Here is an 18,976-nt window from a genome sequence, read left to right as displayed (position 1 = left end):
GGGACTTAACCCAACATCTCACGACACGAGCTGACGACAGCCATGCACCACCTGTGTTCGCGCTCCCGAAGGCACTCCTCTGTTTCCAGAAGATTCGCGACATGTCAAGTCCTGGTAAGGTTCTTCGCGTTGCATCGAATTAAACCACATACTCCACCGCTTGTGCGGGCCCCCGTCAATTCCTTTGAGTTTCACACTTGCGTGCGTACTCCCCAGGCGGGATACTTAACGCGTTAGCTACGGCACTGTCCGGGTCGATACAGACAACACCTAGTATCCATCGTTTACGGCTAGGACTACTGGGGTATCTAATCCCATTCGCTCCCCTAGCTTTCGTCCCTGAGTGTCAGTTATGGTCCAGCAGAGCGCCTTCGCCACCGATGTTCTTCCTGATCTCTACGCATTTCACCGCTACACCAGGAATTCCCTCTGCCCCTACCATACTCTAGCTGTTCAGTTTCCACTGCCTTTCCGAAGTTAAGCCCCGGTCTTTGACAGCAGACTTGAACTGCCACCTGCGGACGCTTTACGCCCAATCATTCCGGATAACGCTTGCATCCTCCGTCTTACCGCGGCTGCTGGCACGGAGTTAGCCGATGCTGATTCCTCTGGTACCGTCAGGTTGCTTTCACAACTTTCTTCCCAGAGAAAAGGGGTTTACAACCCAAGAGCCTTCTTCCCCCACGCGGTCTTGCTCCGTCAGGCTTTCGCCCATTGCGGAAAATTCCCCACTGCTGCCTCCCGTAGGAGTCTGGGCCGTGTCTCAGTCCCAGTGTGGCTGATCGTCCTCTCAGACCAGCTACCGATCGTCGCCTTGGTGGGCTTTTACTCCGCCAACTAGCTAATCGGACGCGAGCTCATCTTCAGGCTATAAATATTTTCCCTTTCGGTACATCGGGGCTTAGCAGTCGTTTCCAACTGTTGTCTCCGTCCTGAAGGCAGATTCTCACGCGTTACTCACCCGTCCGCCACTAAGTATTTCTACTCCGTTCGACTTGCATGTGTTAAGCAGACCGCCAGCGTTCATCCTGAGCCAGGATCAAACTCTCCGTGTTGTTGAGTTTTTTTGGCTACAATCAAGTTCTTTCCACTCAGCCCTTAAGCTGGTTTTTTTCCCTTGACTTTTTTCTCGTTGTTTGTGATATTGAGTATTAGCTCTCGCTTCTACTCTCGATCTTAATTTTTTGACGAGGTTAATAGTGCTTTAAGCTTTCAAACTATTCTTTTTTCTAGGTTCAGTTTTTTGTCTTGCTTTTTTGCCTTTAGTCCGCGGTTCAGTGAACCGCTTCTCTTCTGGCGCTTTATTAATGTATCAACTCTCCCCAGAGTTGTCAAGCGTTTTGTGAAAATATTTTTGATTTTTTTTGAACCTATACACACCAAGGCTTTCGCCTGTCCTTCACCGCTCCGGTATCCGAGCGCTGACTCCTATTTAGGGCTTGGATCTGCTTTTTGACCCCGGAAATACGCTTTGGGCGCGGACTTGGTTGAGTCGATGGAAGGTAGGCGGGTAAGGTTCGAGAGTCACCTCTTTCCCCTCCCCTAAGAACGCAGCATGAGAGTTTCCAGCTCACTGCGCTCAAGCTTTGCTTCAAGCCCGTTTCAACTTGGTTTTTGAATGTACCTACCTGCTTAGGGCACGTTTTGTGAAGGTGTTCAAGATTTTCTACGTCGTCTAGTCCCCCTTGACCCACAGGTACTCTGTGATGGCTTTCTAATATTATGTCCGGTTGATTAGTGATGATTAAGTTCCCCTAGTTTTAGGCCACCAATGAAAACAGGTGTCGGGTAAGGTTCGAGCGTTGCCACTCTCCCCTCCCCTAAGAACCGTACATGAGACTTTCGCACTCATACGGCTCAAGCCTTACTTCAAGCGAGATTTGACTTGGGTTTTGTGTATCTGCTTATGACACGAAGAGTGCAGGTGCAGAAGATTTTCCATGTCGTCAGTTCCACCTTCTGCCACAGATACTATGTGATGGGTTTCGATTTCCTCTCCGTTGAATAAGAGTTCGCCACATTCTGGACATTTCCAGTTCTGGTTTTCTGCTATCTTATATAGCTTGGAGCCTTTTTCAAAGCGAGATTTACCATACTTCTGGTGGCGCTTTTCCCAGTATCCTTTTAGTGAGGGGTCATCGGGACTTGCGTCACCCTTGACCTTTATATGGCGTTCAATGGCTGTATATGCTATCTGGTAAAGGACAAGTTCTTTATCCTTCCCTCGGCGGTCGCTTGTTGTGCAGGCGAACATCCATTTATTGCCTTTAATGGTTTTGAAGTAGCGCTTTCTTACCCATTTAGTGCTTTTGTTGGGGTGTCTACGCTTTGCCCAACGCCAAAGGTATTGCCATACTCGGTGTGAGATATAGCAGAAGGTTTCTTTGCTTACTACACCTTTATAGTAGTTCGCAAAACCCCTGAGAATTGGATTGAGCTTTTTAATTAGAACTTCCTGTTCTACACCATTCAGGTTTTTGATTTCCTTACCAATTCGTTTACAGAAGGCTAACACCTTCCTTTTGGACGGTTTGATTAGGAGTTTTCCATCGTAGTGCCGGGAGTTGAACCCCAGGAAGTCGAAGCCATCTTCCATTGACGTAATGACCGTCTTCTCAGCACTGAGTTCAAGACCTCGTTCAGACATCCATGCTTGAATTAGGTTCTGGGCAGTTTCGAGACTGTATTTGTCTCTAGCCGTAACGATGAAGTCATCGGCGTATCGTACCACTCCAAGCTTCGGATTGGTGGCTTTTATAAGGCTTTCTAAGCCATGCAAACCGATGTTGGCAAGTAACGGCGAAATAACACCGCCCTGTGGTGTGCCTAGTTCTGTCGGGTTGAATTTCCCTTGGAACACAAAACCCGCTTTTAACCATCCTTTGATGAGTTCTATTTTTGGAAAATTGCTCACCATAGTCAGGATGGATTCATGGGCGATGTTGTCGAAGAATCCCTTGATGTCAGCTTCTAGAACCCAAGTGTCACCGCCTCTATATCCAATTCTTATCCTGTTGAAGCATTGGGCTATAGCATCATGACAGCTTCTTCCCGGTCGGAAACCATACGAGTGTGCCTCGAATACGGCTTCCCATTCGGGTTCTAGTGCGTTCTTTACTATTGCCTGTTCGATTCTGTCGCGCACGGTAGGGATGCCGAGCGGTCGTTTCTTTCCGTTAGGTTTCGGTATTTCCACCCTACGAGTTGGTTTGAGGTTGCCCCCATCCCAATTGTTTACCAGAATCACCCTTTGCTTTGGGGTATTGATTACTTCTTTGTCAATTCCTGCCGTTGCTTTACCTTGATTGGTCTGGGTGATACGTCGAACTGACAGCAGTAAGTTGGCGTAGCTTCGTAACATTAACTTCTGCAAGCTTCGTATCTTACGGAAGTCACCAAGTTTTCTCGCACGAAAGATTCTTTGACGTAGGTTTCTAACGAGCTTGTTAACCTTATACCAATTGATTTGGTTCCAGTCTTCAAGTCGTCTCTTCAGTCCGTTTGTTGTCTCAGAAGACATCATCTAACTTGTCCTTAGATTGGATTCCTTAATCTGGTTTCTTCCGCATAAGACCCAGAGGAAGTCTGCTGTTCCTTTCGGTCAGAAGTAATGTTTCAACCCCTATCTGACTCATTACAAGCCAGCATTCGCTTTTTCCTCCATCCTTTACCCTCCAGAGAGTTCCGTCCTTGTTGCCTCAGACCTACTAAAAGTTATCGACTTCTTTTAGACTCTGTGGGGTTTACCCTGTTGTGTCATTTAGTTTTTCTATCTTCCTTTAGGTGCTATCTATTCTGCGGTGGGTTTTTTGTTCACACGATTCAGAGAGGGGTTAAATCTTGAATCCTTCCACGTACCTTTTGGTTAGAGCCTATCAGCCTTATTTGGCTCTTAGCTTAATGACGCAGTTTAATCGATAGTTAACTTGTTTTCACCATTGGAGATTTTCCCCCTTGCTCCTAACCAGCTTAGGCTGCTAGCTTCGGCTACTTTCGTGGTCTGCACTCCGACTGTTTCGTTACCTACTAGGTCGTGACCAAACTCTTCTTTGAGAGTCTTTTACGTGAGGGTGGAGGGTGTGAATCCTCCAGGGAAGTCGCCTTCCCGTACTAAACGACCATTTCAGGTCGCGCAACCCCTGAATAAGTCTGTGTTGCTCCCTAATTTTCTGACAAGGATAAACCAGCAGATTTTCTAAATGGGGTTTGCTGAATAATCGATCACATGTTATCTGGCCTGGGTGAAGAGATCGTGCTATCGAGATCAGCGTGCAAGAAAAACAGGTAAAGTAGATCAAAAGCCGTGCATAGCCACCTGCGAGGGTGTACAAAAAAGCTGAGCTTGCTCCCCTCCAACCCTTAGACTTTGAACTAGCCAACGGATGTAAATTGTCAGCCCTCAACCGTTGGGTAAAAATAGTCCAAATAACCCCGTGGGATGAATTTGAATCACAATACGCGGCAAACTTCCCGACAGTTATGGGGACACCAGCTAAATCCTTTCGGATGGCACTGGGAGCATTAATTATCAAAGAGAAGCTTGGAATCAGCGATCGCGAAACGGTAGACAGTTATGGGGGTACCAGCTAAATCCTTTCGGATGGCACTGGGAGCATTAATTATCAAATAAAAGCTTGGAATTAGCGATCGCGAAACGGTAGAACGTATCCGGGAAAACCATATCTGCAATACTTTAGCGGTCAATCAAGTTACAGCAATGGACTACCATTTGACTCATCTCTATTAGTTCACTTTCGGCAATAAATTAGTCCAGACCTAATTAATAAAGTCAACGAACGCCTGGTCGAAAAAATGCGTTACACACCCCAATCGAAGCGAAAAAAAAGGATTTGGACGCCAAAAATGAGTCGTCTAATCGCGAAAAGTTGATCGTAGATGACTCTTTGCCCCAGCCGACATTAGTTATCCTACCGACTTATACCAATTCACTATGAACCTGCACTTAATATAGCTTCAAGGATCTAGTCCCAACCACCGAGAGATAAAACTTCTTCATTCGTGAGAGATTTGATAATTCTATCTACCTGTTCTTTGAGTTTATCTAAACTCGAATAGTTTTCCCAGTTGAGGTCTTTTTTTGTATGTTCCCACAATCTTTCAATCGGATTCCATTCAGGACTATAGGCAGGTAAATATATTGGCATTACATGGTCATGCCAGTCTAATAAGAGAGCTTTATGAAAGCTACCATTATCCATGATAATTAGATTGAAATAGTCTGAGTATTTTTGAGCAAATCCATTTAAAAACTCTTGAAAGGAGTTGTGATTGAGCTGACAAAATTCTTGATAATATTGTTCACCTGTTGATGGATGTACAACTCCATAAACATAGAAGTTTCCTCGCTTAAGAAAGCTTTTTGCCGACGGGTTTTATCCCCTTCAATGTAATCATCCTGCCCTGCATCGTAATCAATCCAAATCTACTCTCGTCCTGACACCATATCCTTACAGGCTGTCCTGGTCCGAAATATTTAATCATTACTTTGATAATCTCCCACAGTTTTTTTTTGAAGTTTGTCTGTGCAACTTCGTTCACCTTATTGCTTTGGGGTCTTGGGACTTGGAGGTAAGATTTTAATTTATAATGAACTAGGTCATGTACGACTTTATAGCTCACTTTTATCCCGCATTCTTTTTCTAACCATATCTGTAATTTGCCATAACTTGTTTCCCCCTCTAGTTCTTGCAGTTTTCTGATTAATTTTTCTCTGACTTCGGGTGGTATATGTGGAGTCTTCCCGGGAGCTTTTTTAACTGTGAGTAATGAGGTAATTCCACCTTGTTTGTAAGCTCTTAACCAACGATATATTGTTGAAGAGTCTCGCTTCAGCATCGTGGCTAATTCTTCTCTTGTTTTGATTTTTTTGGGGGCAATCCAGTATAATAGCAGTAATTTTTCTTTACTTACTGCGGTTATAGCCCGTTCGAGTCGATGCTCTAGTTCCTCAACCGTTTCCTGGATTTCTACCTTAAATTTGTTTGCCATATTGGATCTCCTCTACTTTTAGCCTAAATTTAGTGTAACTTCATAGTGAATTGGTATTAGGACTATTAAACAGAGCCAGAGTTCATAAAGAAAAAATCATAGACATCCTGTATAAACAAATCAAAGAAAAAACCCATACATAAAAAACCAAGAACCTACCGTAACCTAGCAAGAAAAGCTGGGGGGTGACAACCCCGTTAGAAGCTAGACAAGGTAAGGCGTTGACCCATTTGTGGTAAAAAAAGATAGGCCCGTTCAAAGTAGCGACGACCTATCACAAATTATGTTACCTCTATTTTATCAGACGCATCTCCAACAACACTTAACTCGTAGTCAGTTTTTAGTATTAAGTATCCTGCTCAATCTACGGCAATCGGAAAGACAAGTTAAGTTGGAGCAATTAGCCCTCTGGTTTCTCTACCCGATTACCGCCGAAAGCCGACGTTGGAAATTACAAACCCACATTCCGCAGGTGCGAGCGGAAAATCCAGTATTTTTAAGAAATGAGAAATATTGAAGCGTCAAATATAAGAGTACAGGATATTGACCACTGCGGACTCATTGCCGGTATCTGTGATGAAATGGGATTAGTAGAACAGATCGATCAACTACTGGGGACTCACCCACAGTCCATCATCACACTAGGGCAAGCAGTCAAAGCCATGATTTTGAATGGATTGGGCTTTGTCAGTGCCCCACTGTATCTATTTGAAAAATTTTTTTTCGGTAAAGCCACAGAGCACTTGTTGGGAGAAGGCATCAGACCAGAACACTTAAATGATGACAGGTTAGGGCGCATCCTAGACAAATTATATGCCGCAGGACTGACAGAACTATTTGTCACAGTAGCACTGTCTGCTGCACGACGCTTTGGTGTAGACTTGCACAGCCTACAGCTAGATTCGAGTTCCCTACACGTTGATGGTGATTACTTAAGCGATCAAAGTGAGACAGGAGAACTAGGTACAATTGACATCACCTACGGCTATTCCAGAGATCACCGCCCCGATTTAAAGCAATTTATGGTGGATCTGATGTGCAGTGGGGATGGAGACATCCCCTTGTACTTGAGAGTGGGAGATGGCAATGAAACCGACTCATCTTTATTTGCCCAACTGATTCTTGAATTCAGACAGCAATGGGATGTGGATGCACTGTTTGTGGCCGATGCTGCTCTCTATACTTCCGTAAATCTGCAACAGATGGCACAATGGCGATGGGTATCAAGAGTCCCTGCTACCTTGTCCTCGGCTAAAGAATTGTTGCAGCAGATTCACCCAGACGCATTGGTGAATAGTTCGCTAACCGACTACCAGATTGCTGAAGAGTGGGAATCGTTATGCCGACGTGCCACAACGATGGTTAGTGGTTAAGAGTCAGATGCGGGTGGCATCTGATTTAAAACAATTGGAGAAACGGTTAGCCAAACATTTCACACTCGCCACTTCCGCACTCAAGCAATTAGAAAGCCAACGGTTTGCTTGTCAACCAGATGCCACTTCTGCTGCGAGCGCATTTTCGCAACAGTTACCTTACCATCAATTGCACGACCTGCAAGCGATCGAAATAGTTGAATATGCCAGACGTCGGGCTCAACAAACCATTGATAATCAAGTAGGTAAGCCTACGACCAAACCAACTCTGCGGTGGGTGTTTCAATGTTTTATGTCGATTCATTTGTTGACAATTAATGGTGTCAAGCACATTGCCAATCTGACGCAATAACGATTGTAGATTATCCAATTCTTTGGCGCTCCTTGCCGTAAATATTATCTTCTCTCTTGAGCTGCTGTGCCATCTCAATTGAAAAAATTCCCGGACGATCGTGCTACCTGCGGAATGTGGGTTACAAAGGTTCTTGAATTTACCTCAATTAACCCTCCACCAGGTTTGGTACCCCCTCATAACTTATTGATTAACCACCTATTGCCAAGTGGGTCAGACTTTATCCATTATCATCGAGCGCACCCAATGGGGATATATAAACATACTCATGGTAAGCCTGGTGTGGGAGAAGAAAGCTATCCCTTTATCCTGGTCGCTGTTACCCAAGCTAGGAAGTAGTAATTTGACAGCACAAAGGGACGCAATCGCAGAAATTTTACCGCTCTTGAAAGATTATAAAGTAGTGGTTTTAGGAGACGCCTAAATTTTCCTTAGTCGAGCTGGTTAAGTGCCTCCCTGAGGCAGGTGTATATTTTTGTTTACGGCTTAAAGCTCTCTTTGTATCGAAACCGAACCTCAAATCTGGCAGCCGTTGAAGCAGGTAGGATTAGTTCCCGGAATTTCTCTCTATTCCCCTGGAGTCAAAGTCAGAAAGACTCAACCGATAGGGGGATTTGATGGGGTGCATCTCACTATTGCAAATCTCTGAAAAAAGGGCGAAAATAAAAAAGCTAGTAAAACTGTGAAAAAAAATGACACCCGAAGACCAAAAGCGCCTAAAAGCACACTTAAAAGAGGTAGCATCCATTCTTTACAGAAATACAGATTCAACGGAACTGTCCAATTTTGAAAGTATCGAAAAATCTCTGCGTCAAAAAATATTATCAGAAGTGGGACCAGAATTAGGTAGCTTTTTTTTTCAACAGCATCAGGAATTAAAACAGGAAGAACGCGAACAGTAAAATCTGTAGTTGGGTCGCTCAGGATTACAAATAATCAGGGGAAATATTTCGGGTTAAAACCTTATAGTCAACTCAGTCCCCTGATGGAAAAGTGTGCTCTGATAATCAGAAATAATGAGTATTATCAAAAAGGAGAAAAAAATTTAGAAACATTCATAGGAATCCCAGTGTCTCATAGTACATTACACAGATTAGTAAAGAGCCAAAAATTTGAATTGCCTACATCTAAGCAAGGAGTCCAAGAAATTTTCTTAGACGGAGGCAAAGTCAGGCTACGCAACGAAAACAAGGGCGAGCCATGTTATTGGAAAGATTATAAAGCCCTGTGTTTAGATAATGTTTATTGCGGAGCATTCTTTCAAAATGATCAAGATTTAATTGATTGGACTAATAGCCAAAAATTACTACACCCTATGTATTGGGTAGGAGATGGTCATCCCGGAATTTGGAACTTATTTCAAGAAATTGGAGTGACTGAACAAAGGCAACAAATCTTAGATTGGTATCATCTGAAAGAAAATTTCTATAAAGCAGGGGGCTCACTGAAACGCTCAAAGCAAGCAGAAAGTCTGTTGTGGTCAGGTCAAGTTAATCAAGTGATAAATTTATTTAAAGACTTGAAAAGAAAAGCATTTAAAACATTTTGCACTTATTTAGAAACCCATCGCAACCGAATAGTTAACTACCAATACTATCAAGAAGAGTCCCTGAGTTCTATCGGTTCTGGAACAGTTGAATCAACGATTAAACGCATTGGGATCAGGGTGAAATTATCGGGAGCGCAGTGGAATATCGAGAGTGTTGCCTCTATCCTTTCTCTGCGCTGTGCTTATCTCAATGGCCAACTTTCCACTTGATGTATTTGCCAAACTGAGATGCACCCTAGTTAACCTTGTCAGCTCTCTCTAAATTCACCACAATTTCTACTCAGCCTTAGCTGAGTAAATTTGTGCTTAGTCTAAACTCCAAAAGAAAATATGGACGTATTTTCCACTTATAAAGAGACTTTGGACTTAATTTGGGCTTAATTTTTGTTTAGTCCCGCTAGAAGTACGCTCGCCCCTCAGGCTCTATTCCAAAAACCGAATAACAAAATCCCCGACTTCTTTAAGAAGTCGGGGATTTAACTGCGATCGCATTTTAGGTTAAGCGTTTCGCCTGTTTTTATGCCAAAACTGGCACCGGTTGCGGCCAACGGTTCATGACTTTACCAATCACCGCCAATTCTTCCATCAACTTGTCGAACTGATCCGGTGTTAAAGATTGTGGCCCGTCAGACAAAGCTTTTTTCGGATTCGGGTGCACTTCAATCATCAGCGAATCAGTACCAGAGGCGATCGAAGCAAACGCCATCGAGGGTACAAACTGCGCCCAACCGGTGCCGTGACTCGGGTCAACCATAATCGGTAAGTGAGTCAGAGTCCGCAATACTGGTACTGCGGATAAATCTAGCGTATTGCGGGTATATTGCCTGTCATACCCCCGAATTCCGCGCTCGCACAAAATCACGTTCGGATTGCCAGAAGCCATGATATACTCAGCAGCCATCAACCATTCTTCAATGGTGGCCGAGATGCCGCGCTTCAGCAAAACGGGTTTGTCTTGAGCTCCGACTTTCTTTAACAGTGAGAAATTCTGCATATTTCTCGCCCCGACTTGGATCACGTCGGCTACTTCCACGATCGCACTTAAGTCCGCCGCATCCATAACTTCTGTGATAATTCCCAAACCGCTAGCTTCCCGCGCCGCAGCTAGCAATCCCAAAGCACTCTCGCCGTGGCCTTGGAAAGCGTAGGGGGAAGTTCTCGGTTTGTACGCCCCACCACGGAGAAAATGAGCTCCAGCAGCTTTGACGCGCATTGCTGTTTCGACAATCATTTCTTCGTTTTCGACCGAGCAAGGGCCTGCTACGATCGCGATCGGGTGATGCAAGCCGATCATTACAGTTCCTAAAGGAGTAGCAACCGCTACTTCGCTGGCTTCTCCTTGGCGGTACTCCAGAGAAGCGCGTTTGTAGGGTTTTTCCACGCGCAGGACTTCTTCAATCCAGGTGCTCATTTCGCGCAGTTGCATGGGTTCGAGCTCTGCGGTGTCCCCTACCAAACCCATGACGACCTTGTAACGGCCGACTATTTTTTCTGGTATCAAACCCCAGTTAGTGCGGAGGTCTTCGTCTAGTCTATCGATCTCGGCTTCTGGAGTGCCGGCTTTCATTACAATAATCATATTTTTTTGCCTTTTTAGTTGGGCTAGAAACGGATGATGACTCTGATGCACTGAGAAAAATAGATGCAATGGCGATCGAGAATCTATTTATATCAGTATTATTAGCATTGTTGTGGGGCGGGTTCTTGTTCCCTCCCCAAGGACAAACTCGCTAATGGTTAACAGCTTAGTTTTTAGCTAATGACTAATGACTAATAACTAATGACTAACTTTTTGGCTTGGCGGCGCGCCACGCTTCTCGCATCCGTCCAAAATTGGTATTAAATTCTTCCCACCCCAGAGTGCTTCCTGAAATTTCTTCATCCCAGGAAGCCGAGAGGACTCCGTAGCTTAATCCCAGAACGCCTAGACCAAAACAGCCCATGCTTACCAGCAATACTGCTGTGTTGGGCAGATCAAACAAGCCCTTGCTGACTACCAAATAGCTGACAAAAAATGTGCAAATTCCCAGCATTGTCGGTATGCCACAGAATACCGCTATGCGGGATATCATGCGTTGGCTGACTACTTCTGGGATGGATTGCGACTGTTTTCCGGTTTTGTTAGCTTTCGGTTGCTTGTCGGCAGAATCCGACTCTAAGGCTACGCTTGCTTGGGGTTCTGGGGGCTTTTTAGGCGTTTTTTTACGATTTGTTGCCGGTTCAAAGGGCAAGCGCTTGCGGGGTGGTTCGGAGGACATATTTTATCTCTAACCTGAAATCTCGAACATTTTTCAATAAGTCTTGGTGTTTGTCCAAGATTAAAGAATATTGTCGCAAATTTTGGCTTTGGTGTTTAGCCGCGAATGCCTAGACGGGCAATCAATGCTTTGTAGCGATCGACATTTTGCTTTTGGATGTATGCCAGCAGGCGCTTGCGGCGGCTGATCATCATCATCAAACCGCGCCGGGAGGCGAAGTCTTTTTGGTTGATTTTCAGGTGGGCGCTGAGTTTTGTGATGCGATCGGTCAGCATGGCGACTTGGACATCTGCTGAGCCGGTATCGGTTTCATGGGTTTGGAAGTCGCCCATGATTTCTTGTTTGCGCTGTTGTGTAAGAGCCATGAATTGATTTTAGTTTTTTTTGTACGATTGTCACAATCTCCTATGTTATCACAGGGGAAGCATAAAAACGATAAAATTTTTGCCACGGATTGGTTTGTTGACCCGGCCGAATGTTGGTTTTTATTCCCGGTTTCGGGATCGGGTAGGCGATTATCGGCTCAAATAGGCGATCGCCTCACGTATCCATTCATCGGCATTCGCTTTGGCGGATAAAGTGCTGTCTTGACTAAGGGTTTGCAGCGCTTGCAAGACTTCAGCCGCAGTGTATCCCATCGCCAGCAAGATCATCTCGACTTCTTCTTGAATAGCTGGGGGGACTCCGGCGGCGACTGAAGTTGTCAAACCTGCTTGCTGTCGCCATTCGGAGAGTTTGCTTTTGAGTTCTAGGGCGAGACGTTCTGCGGTTTTTGTTCCCACGCCCGGAGTTTTGGCGAGGATGCGGGTGTTACCGCCGACGATCGCCTGGACTAAATCTTGCAATCCTAAAGTATCGAGAAGTGCGATCGCCAGTTGAGCACCCACACCGCTAACACTCGTCAACTGCCGAAACAAATCGCGTTCTGCCGCGCTGCCAAAACCGTACAATACGATTTGGTCTTCCTTAACTTGCTGGTGGGTAAAAATTTGGGCGACTTCGCCGGATGCTGGCAATTGACCGGTCACGCGGGGCAAAATTTGGATTTCATAGCCGATTTGATTGACTTCGAGAGTCAATATGACGCGGTTGCTGCCTTTGGCGATATCGGCGACTGTGCCTTTGAGATAGCTAATCATAGAGTTAATAATACACCGCTATTGGCTTTCATCAAACTCGGCGATGATGCTGCGGATTTCGTTGAGACTGATGTCTGTGCGATTCCGTTCGGGATAGCTTCGCTTCACGGATTTTGAGTATTATGGTTAACAAAAGTACGATCGACGGCTATTCAAGTTGAGCGATCGTGCGATCGTCTAAAATCTAAAATCTAAAATCTAAAATCGATCGATGCCCTCCCACATTTGAGAAAGAGGTATTCGCTGTCCGGCTTTGGCTTCCTGCAACGATCTTTTGAGACTAGCTTTTACTTCTTCAACTGGAGTATCGTCGGGGTCGTCTTCAGCTTCATCTGTAGGTTCGGGAAGAAGGACGATAATTCGCACGGGGCCCGGAGTGTCTAGTGTTAAAGGTCGATCGAGAATTAATTGACCTTTTTCGTGGATTCTTGCTGGGACTTCCAAGGCTTTTATTTGTTTTCCCGTGACTTTTTTAATTAATACTAAGCTCTAACGCTGAGCCAGCGATTTTGTGAGTTTTTAATTCAAAATAAGATGTTGTTTAACCAAAGACAAATCCGTTTTACCAAAATTCACAACCAAAGCCACATTGAAATTTTCCAAGGATTTGACAAACCACATAATTTCATTAGAAGCTTTACCTTCATAGTGATTAAACAAAATAGAAAATCGCTTTTCCAGCTCTGGTTTGACTTTGCCCGAAAGCAGTACAAGTTTCAGCAGTAAACCCATTGTTCTGCTGGCGCCGAGGTTGTACACCAAATCGTAAAAAACGTAGTGGCTGGGATGTTGGGAATTTTCCACTACTAAGAAGTTGAACAACTGGTGGCAAGTCCGAACTAACAATGGATTATTGAATTTTACCGAGTCATGTTCTCGCAATGTATTTTTGATTTGTTTGTACAAACGGTCATTGAATTGACGCCCCCCGTATTCTGGTTCGATAGACGCTATTAAATATTCATATAAATCAACTTTAAATGAGCCGTAAGATGGAGTTTGTCTGGAATCTCTCAGGAAAAATTGAGCGGCTTCTTTGTAGCTGCGATCGCCTGCTACTTTCCCGGCAAATTCCCTGACCGCTAAGTGCAGTTCTGCATCGTTCAAAAGTGTGGGATTAGGCGCTCGCTGCACAATTCCTATTTCTGTATTTCTCGGCTCAACCAAATAATTTAAATATTGAGACAAGTGTGTTTCAAACTGTTGCTGTCTTTGAAATGCCAGTTTTTGAATGGTTTGTTGGTCTTCCTCAATGCTGCCCTTGCTCAGTAGAGAATAGCCGTACAAATAAGGATACCGACATATCAATTCGCCTAAAGGAGAATCAGTATCTTGTTGCTGCGGTTCCGCCTCTCTATCTAGGGCTTTTACTAAGCGCTCTAGGGTCTGAAATTCTTCACTTTTAGTAAAGAAAGCTATTTGTTCTTGCAAGCGCTTGACTATGTAAAATTCCGTCCCGAATCGGGGAGAACTCTGCTTAAATAAAGCTACTAAATTTGCAATCGCGAACTGGTTGTGTGATTGCAATTGCCAGCGGTTGATCGGGATGTAGCAGCAGCGGTGTAGGATATATTTAAAGTGCTGATCCAATCGCTTGACGGAGACTATACTGTACAAAGTTGCTTCAATCTCTCGATCGGGATACCCCATGCCGTCGATAAATAGCTTTCGGAACCGCTCGATCACCTGTGCGGGGGATTCTGTTTCCACGCAGGAGACGATGTGATCGTACAATATCTGTTCGTTGCTGCCAGTTGGAACACTATCTGAGGGCGGGGTGAGGATGCGGCTGTCTGCATCTGTGTCTACGCTGCTGTCTGCAACTTGTGCGACAACCACTGTCGGTTGTTCCCCAAAAGTTCGATCGGGATTCAAGAACCAATAGTGTTCTTGGCTTAATTGTTTGTTCGCAGCCCAATCCAAAGCTGACTGCAAACTTTCCCCTGTCAATAACAGGGATTCATCTTCGCGGTCTGAAGCCAGCCATGCTGCTAGGGCCGAGTGGTAGGGAGCCAATTTTCCTAGCTCTTTTTCCACCCAGAATGGATTAAAAACAGACTGATAAATTAGGTTGGCAACTATTAATTTACCGTGAGATTTAACCACCAGTCCTGACAGTTGCAATTCAATTTTTTCGGGAGAGTAATCTGCTGGTAGTCCCTGCGATTCGCCCGGTTTTGTTGCCTTGACCGATTGCAAAGCTTGCTGGTACAGCGTTAACAGCCGCGTGAGGTCGCAGTGGCTATGGAAAATGTGATCGCGTATGGGTATCAAATGTTGGGGTTCGTCTTCTTCTTCCCAATTTTTAATAATTCTGTGTTTGACCAGTTTTTCAACCTGCTGAGCTTCGGAATTTCTGCCAATGAAAGGCCCGTATTCAAGTACCAAGTGGCAAAGTTTGTGAGTTAGAAACGGTTGACCACCCGTCCAAGCTAATATTTCTTGGAGCACTTTTTGGGGGCGAAAAGCTTTCAGGGCTAATCCTTTGGCTAGCGGCAAACTTTCGTGCAGTTGGAATCGACTTAAATGAATCTGCCGTCCAATATTAAAAGGGTTGCATCTTGGATCTCGGATCAATTCTGAGGGGGCTGCTACTCCCATAACAGCAAAAGTCAGGCGATTGTATTCCGGTTGCTCTGCCCGCTTGGAGTAACAAGCCCGGATCAAAGCAAAAAAATCGCTGGTACTGAAAGTTAGGCTGCTGATGCTGTCAATGTCATCTAAAAAAATTACCAGATTTTGCTGAAGTGACTTGAGCAAAACTTTTTCGATAAATATCTCCAATCGCTGCACCGGCGATAGCAGTTCGCGATCGTTCCACCACTTGATGGCATCAAACCTGTTTGTGATGTGTAAACTGCTTGCCATGCGGTACATGATTCCTGCGTACCACTTTTGGGGGGAGATATCTGGGCTGCTGATGCTTCTCAAGTTGATGGCAGCAAAAACTGTACCTTCGGCTTGCAACCTTTTGGCCGTTTGCACTAGCAGGCTGGACTTGCCCATTTGTGGCGAACTCAACACGTAGCAGAAGTCTCCGGCTTTGAGTCCTTCGTAGAGCTCGCTGTCTGCCGATCGCCTGACATAGGTGGGCGCACCGGCAGGCAAATATCCTCCGACTTGATATTGGTACGTTGAGTTGAGTTCTGCTGTCATCTGGGAATTCATCAAGATTTTACGCCCCTATGCTGTGCGATCGAAAGGTTACAAATTGGAATTATTGCCAGCTTACTATGGTGGAAAATTTTTGTTCCTCTTTCTCTATTGTCTACTAGCTCAGCTTTCTCCTTGTCAATCTTTACCGTATCTTTGCAAGCGTTCGCCCCAAATCCTACGATCGGCTCAATCGTAGCTCGCCACTTGATTTTTTACACTCGTTCACATAATTGATGAATTTTCACTCGATGGGATTGAGAACGCTAAAACGCCCTTTTTTTCACATTTTTTTACAATAATACTTTAAATATCACCCGGTGGTATGATGTTGGGAGGGAAACTCATAACCACAGCGCCGTCAACCTTCTGCCTTCAGATCCGCCTACCGGATGCCGGAGAAAAACGCGCTCGCAATGGCTGCCAATAAAAAACCCCAGCGTTTTGCTGAGGACTGCTTGAGTGGGAGATATCGTTAATCTGCGTTTTTTTAGTTGACTTAGATTGCATGGAATTCCATGCTGCTGACTTTCCCCGGGCTTTCGCGTTCGGGGATTCCTAAGAACAAACTTTTCAGGATGCATCCACAAAAAGTTTAATTCTTAAAGGCTTTGTCAGTACCAGGCTAACCACTTACTCAACTATAAAAGTTAAGTCGGTGGCTAATTGTAGAAGATGCGCCCTGATGGCTTAACTACCCGATGGATTAGCACCCTGATGGCATAACTCCCTGATGGATCGACGCCCTGATGGCTTTCGCTCCACTACCCAAAAAATTCGGGTTGATGGATGATCGTGGACGTTAGTAACACGTCACTTCCGGCGTTTCCGATCACAAGCGGGTGTGCCTGTCTGAATTGATTATGGCAGGCAGATTTATCAGAAGACAAGTGGGCTATTGCATCAACCCATTTCTGACAGATCGGGTTAGCCAAAAAGTGTCAATCTACGGAAATCAGGGTCATCGAACATGAAAAACAGCATCTTAGTATTAGGGGTAATTGCCTCGGCTGGCTTCGGCTTTTTCCAGGCAGGCAGCGCCAGCGCTTCAGCGATCGCCCCACAACCTTCATCAGCCAGTAGTTTGACGGCTTGGGAGAGTCGTCCCGACTTTAACTACACTGGAACGAATGAGGATGGGGAGGCAGAAGAGGTAAAAACCGGTAAAGGCAGGAAATAATTGGCGCTCTTGTGGGGTTTGCTCTTGTGCGGTTGTGGTTGTGGTTGTGGTGGCATTTGTTGTCGCAACCGCCTCTGATCGAGGCGGTTAAAACTCGATCCCAATATCAGTCTACCTAATCCCGGGGGTAGGGGTCAGTTTCAGAGAACGGTGAATGGGAAAATAAACAGGTAAGGCGAGTCTGTCGGTGGAGTTTCCCCGCCTATCAACTTCCTTACCTTCTGATGTTCGGGATTCGGATCTGGCACAATCGTATTTGATATCGTAAAAACCCAATGGAAAATACTCTCGAAACTACCCGCAGACAGCGCGTATTGACACGAACCCAGGAACGGCGTCAGGCTACACCTAAAGAAAAACAGTTGATTCACCTGCTAGCCAATATGGCTTGCAGTTTGATTAAATACGACTACAAACACGCAGCCGGGAAGGGCACCCTCCCGCCTTCGGAACGCAAGCGTTTAGCGGAATGGCACTACCTGCGAGTTCAGCAAATTCGCCGGATCGAACGCTCATTGGAGCCCGTAGCGACCCTTAAGCGCGTGTACTACAAGAGCATCCTCAGTCCGAGAGATCTGAAGTCTTTGAAACTTCTGTGGCTGGAGGAGGACAAAAACCGTGTCAAACGGGTCGATCCTGAGTTGGACGACATCCTCAGCGAAGCTTTGGATCGGGGAGATACTTTAAAACAGCTATTTCACTCGATCGAAGTCAAAGAACGTACCTTTTCTGCAACTCCTCGCCCCGGCGCCGTGCCGCTTTGGGTCAAAGAGTGGGAAGACTCGGAATATGACATAAACTTTTTTCCGCCTTCGTTCCCTGCATGGGTTTCGATCGTGGACGACTAGGTTCAAGAAAAACTCTTTGACATGGCATCGATCGTAAAATTCAGATGGTAGACTTATTTGCTATTGCTGCCATTGGCGAAGAGGGTGGGGGCGATCGGCTAAACCAGACGGCGTTGCGCGCAGGCATCCGAGTACAGAGAAGTGAATCGGAGTCAGTACCATTGTACAATGGGGGAAAACCAGGGCTTCAGCTAATCGCTGATAGCTGATAGCTGATAGCTGATAGTTTCTCATGACTGACTCGATTTCTACTTCTCCTCTAGACTCGGCGGCCGAGACAGCCGAACTCCGCTCTCAGTTGAGGTCGGGTTCGGAAAAAACTCAACTGCAACTGCTGCAACAACAAATAGCAGATTCCGGTTGGGATGTATTGATGGAATTTTTATTAGAGCGCAAGTCAGATGCACCGACTGCGGTAATGGGTAAAGCTTACCAAATTCTTTACAGTGCTAATTCTCCGAGAGCGATGGAGTTTTTGCAAGCGAATTTTCCGACTGGGCTTGTGCCACTGCGATCAGACTCTAACATTGATTACACTCCACTGCAACAATTATTGGCGTTACAGGAATTTCAAGAAGCCGATCGCATGACTTTAGACAAGCTTTGTGAATTGGCGGGTGATACAGCTTCCGTGAGAAAGTGGCTGTATTTTACGCAAGTTGAGAGTTTGCCGGTGGTGGATTTGCAAACAATTAACACGCTGTGGAAAGTTCATTCCGAAGGCAAATTCGGCTTTTCAGTGCAGCGGGAAATTTGGCTGAGTTCGGGCAAGAATTGGGATAAATTGTGGCCGCTAATTGGCTGGAAAAAGGGGAATAATTGGACGCGCTACCCGCAAGAGTTTATCTGGAACTTGAGCGCGCCGAGAGGGCATTTGCCGCTGTCAAATCAGTTGCGAGGAGTGCAGCCGTTTGCGGCTTTGATGGCTCATCCTGCCTGGTTGAAGTGAATGGTTTTGGGGCTTTTGGGGAATGTGGGGCGGCTGGATGGCCGGCCCCGCTATTGTTTTTGGGGAATTGGGATTTTGAGTTTTGACGCGCAGAAATTCACAGAAATTCACAGGCGGGACGCCTGTTCCACTTTTGGCATAGAGGGAGAAGGGCGATCGTACTTCT

General features: G+C 45.4%; 16 protein-coding genes, 1 rRNA gene and 2 pseudogenes (1 of these 19 only partly in view). 8 read left to right on the top strand and 11 right to left on the bottom strand.

Annotation, left to right across the window (positions count from 1 at the left end):
* The 3 genes from D0A34_20515 to ltrA all read right to left on the bottom strand — a co-directional run.
* Positions 1-1,055, bottom strand: a 16S ribosomal RNA gene (locus D0A34_20515) (it extends 453 nt beyond the left edge of the window).
* A gap of 315 nt (positions 1,056-1,370) precedes the next feature.
* Complete coding sequence (locus D0A34_20510; GenBank protein UNU20937.1) at positions 1,371-1,742, bottom strand: hypothetical protein; 372 nt, start codon at positions 1,740-1,742, stop codon at positions 1,371-1,373.
* Positions 1,743-1,864: 122 nt separating this feature from the next.
* Positions 1,865-3,523, bottom strand: coding sequence for a group II intron reverse transcriptase/maturase (ltrA, locus tag D0A34_20505; protein UNU20936.1), 1,659 nt, complete (start codon positions 3,521-3,523; stop codon positions 1,865-1,867).
* 800 nt (positions 3,524-4,323) lie between these two features.
* On the opposite strand from ltrA, the pseudogene D0A34_20500 reads away from it, so the two are divergent.
* Positions 4,324-4,939: pseudogene (locus D0A34_20500) on the top strand (transposase).
* Between the two features lie 43 nt (positions 4,940-4,982).
* On the opposite strand, the gene D0A34_20495 reads toward D0A34_20500, so the two are convergent.
* Positions 4,983-5,219 (bottom strand): hypothetical protein, encoded by a 237-nt coding sequence (locus D0A34_20495; GenBank protein ID UNU20935.1) that lies wholly within the window; start codon positions 5,217-5,219, stop codon positions 4,983-4,985.
* Positions 5,220-5,367: 148 nt separating this feature from the next.
* Positions 5,368-6,009, bottom strand: coding sequence for a hypothetical protein (locus tag D0A34_20490; protein UNU20934.1), 642 nt, complete (start codon positions 6,007-6,009; stop codon positions 5,368-5,370).
* Positions 6,010-6,292: 283 nt separating this feature from the next.
* On the opposite strand from D0A34_20490, the gene D0A34_20485 reads away from it, so the two are divergent.
* The 4 genes and pseudogenes from D0A34_20485 (at position 6,293) to D0A34_20470 (ending at position 9,493) form a co-directional block, all read left to right on the top strand.
* Positions 6,293-6,526 (top strand): hypothetical protein, encoded by a 234-nt coding sequence (locus tag D0A34_20485; GenBank protein ID UNU20933.1) that lies wholly within the window; start codon positions 6,293-6,295, stop codon positions 6,524-6,526.
* Positions 6,513-7,734, top strand: a pseudogene (locus tag D0A34_20480) (IS1634 family transposase). The gene D0A34_20485 and the pseudogene D0A34_20480 overlap by 14 nt, the downstream one beginning before the upstream one ends.
* Positions 7,735-7,942: 208 nt before the next feature.
* The gene (locus D0A34_20475) at positions 7,943-8,158 is read left to right on the top strand and encodes a hypothetical protein (GenBank protein UNU20932.1); all 216 of its coding nucleotides are present in this window, start codon (positions 7,943-7,945) and stop codon (positions 8,156-8,158) included.
* A 268-nt stretch (positions 8,159-8,426) separates the two neighbouring features.
* Positions 8,427-9,493, top strand: a protein-coding gene (locus D0A34_20470) for an ISKra4-like element ISMiva1 family transposase (protein ID UNU20931.1) whose coding sequence is annotated in 2 segments (ribosomal slippage) — positions 8,427-8,595 and positions 8,595-9,493 — 1,068 coding nt in all. Because the reading frame shifts where the segments join, the coding sequence is not laid out codon by codon here.
* 307 nt (positions 9,494-9,800) lie between these two features.
* On the opposite strand, the gene aroF is transcribed toward D0A34_20470, so the two are convergent.
* From aroF to D0A34_20440, 6 genes are all read right to left on the bottom strand, one after another.
* On the bottom strand, positions 9,801-10,862 hold the full coding sequence (gene aroF / locus D0A34_20465) for a 3-deoxy-7-phosphoheptulonate synthase (protein UNU20930.1): 1,062 nt from the start codon (positions 10,860-10,862) through the stop codon (positions 9,801-9,803).
* Positions 10,863-11,067: 205 nt separating this feature from the next.
* Positions 11,068-11,541 carry a DUF3464 family protein gene (locus tag D0A34_20460; protein UNU20929.1) on the bottom strand — a complete coding sequence of 158 codons (474 nt, stop codon included), beginning with the start codon at positions 11,539-11,541 and terminating at the stop codon, positions 11,068-11,070.
* Positions 11,542-11,636: 95 nt separating this feature from the next.
* Complete coding sequence (locus D0A34_20455; protein UNU20928.1) at positions 11,637-11,906, bottom strand: 30S ribosomal protein S15; 270 nt, start codon at positions 11,904-11,906, stop codon at positions 11,637-11,639.
* A gap of 150 nt (positions 11,907-12,056) precedes the next feature.
* Entirely contained in the window at positions 12,057-12,680 is a 624-nt protein-coding gene (gene ruvA, locus D0A34_20450) for a Holliday junction branch migration protein RuvA (GenBank protein UNU20927.1), read from the bottom strand.
* A 198-nt stretch (positions 12,681-12,878) separates the two neighbouring features.
* The gene (locus D0A34_20445) at positions 12,879-13,133 is read right to left on the bottom strand and encodes a hypothetical protein (GenBank protein ID UNU20926.1); all 255 of its coding nucleotides are present in this window, start codon (positions 13,131-13,133) and stop codon (positions 12,879-12,881) included.
* 66 nt (positions 13,134-13,199) lie between these two features.
* Entirely contained in the window at positions 13,200-15,848 is a 2,649-nt protein-coding gene (locus tag D0A34_20440; GenBank protein ID UNU20925.1) for a hypothetical protein, read from the bottom strand.
* 955 nt (positions 15,849-16,803) lie between these two features.
* Here D0A34_20440 and D0A34_20435 point away from each other — a divergent pair.
* The 3 genes from D0A34_20435 (at position 16,804) to D0A34_20425 (ending at position 18,810) form a co-directional block, all read left to right on the top strand.
* Entirely contained in the window at positions 16,804-17,013 is a 210-nt protein-coding gene (locus D0A34_20435; GenBank protein ID UNU20924.1) for a hypothetical protein, read from the top strand.
* 275 nt (positions 17,014-17,288) lie between these two features.
* Positions 17,289-17,861, top strand: coding sequence for a hypothetical protein (locus D0A34_20430; GenBank protein UNU20923.1), 573 nt, complete (start codon positions 17,289-17,291; stop codon positions 17,859-17,861).
* Between the two features lie 232 nt (positions 17,862-18,093).
* Positions 18,094-18,810: a GUN4 domain-containing protein gene (locus D0A34_20425; GenBank protein UNU20922.1), complete on the top strand. Its 717-nt coding sequence runs from the start codon at positions 18,094-18,096 to the stop codon at positions 18,808-18,810.
* Positions 18,811-18,976 lie beyond the last annotated feature (166 nt).

The organism is Microcoleus vaginatus PCC 9802 (assembly GCA_022701275.1).
GTDB classification, from domain to species: Bacteria; Cyanobacteriota; Cyanobacteriia; order Cyanobacteriales; family Microcoleaceae; genus Microcoleus; species Microcoleus vaginatus_A.
Note: the sequence above shows the minus strand (reverse complement) of the source record. Positions and strands in the feature narration are given on the sequence as shown.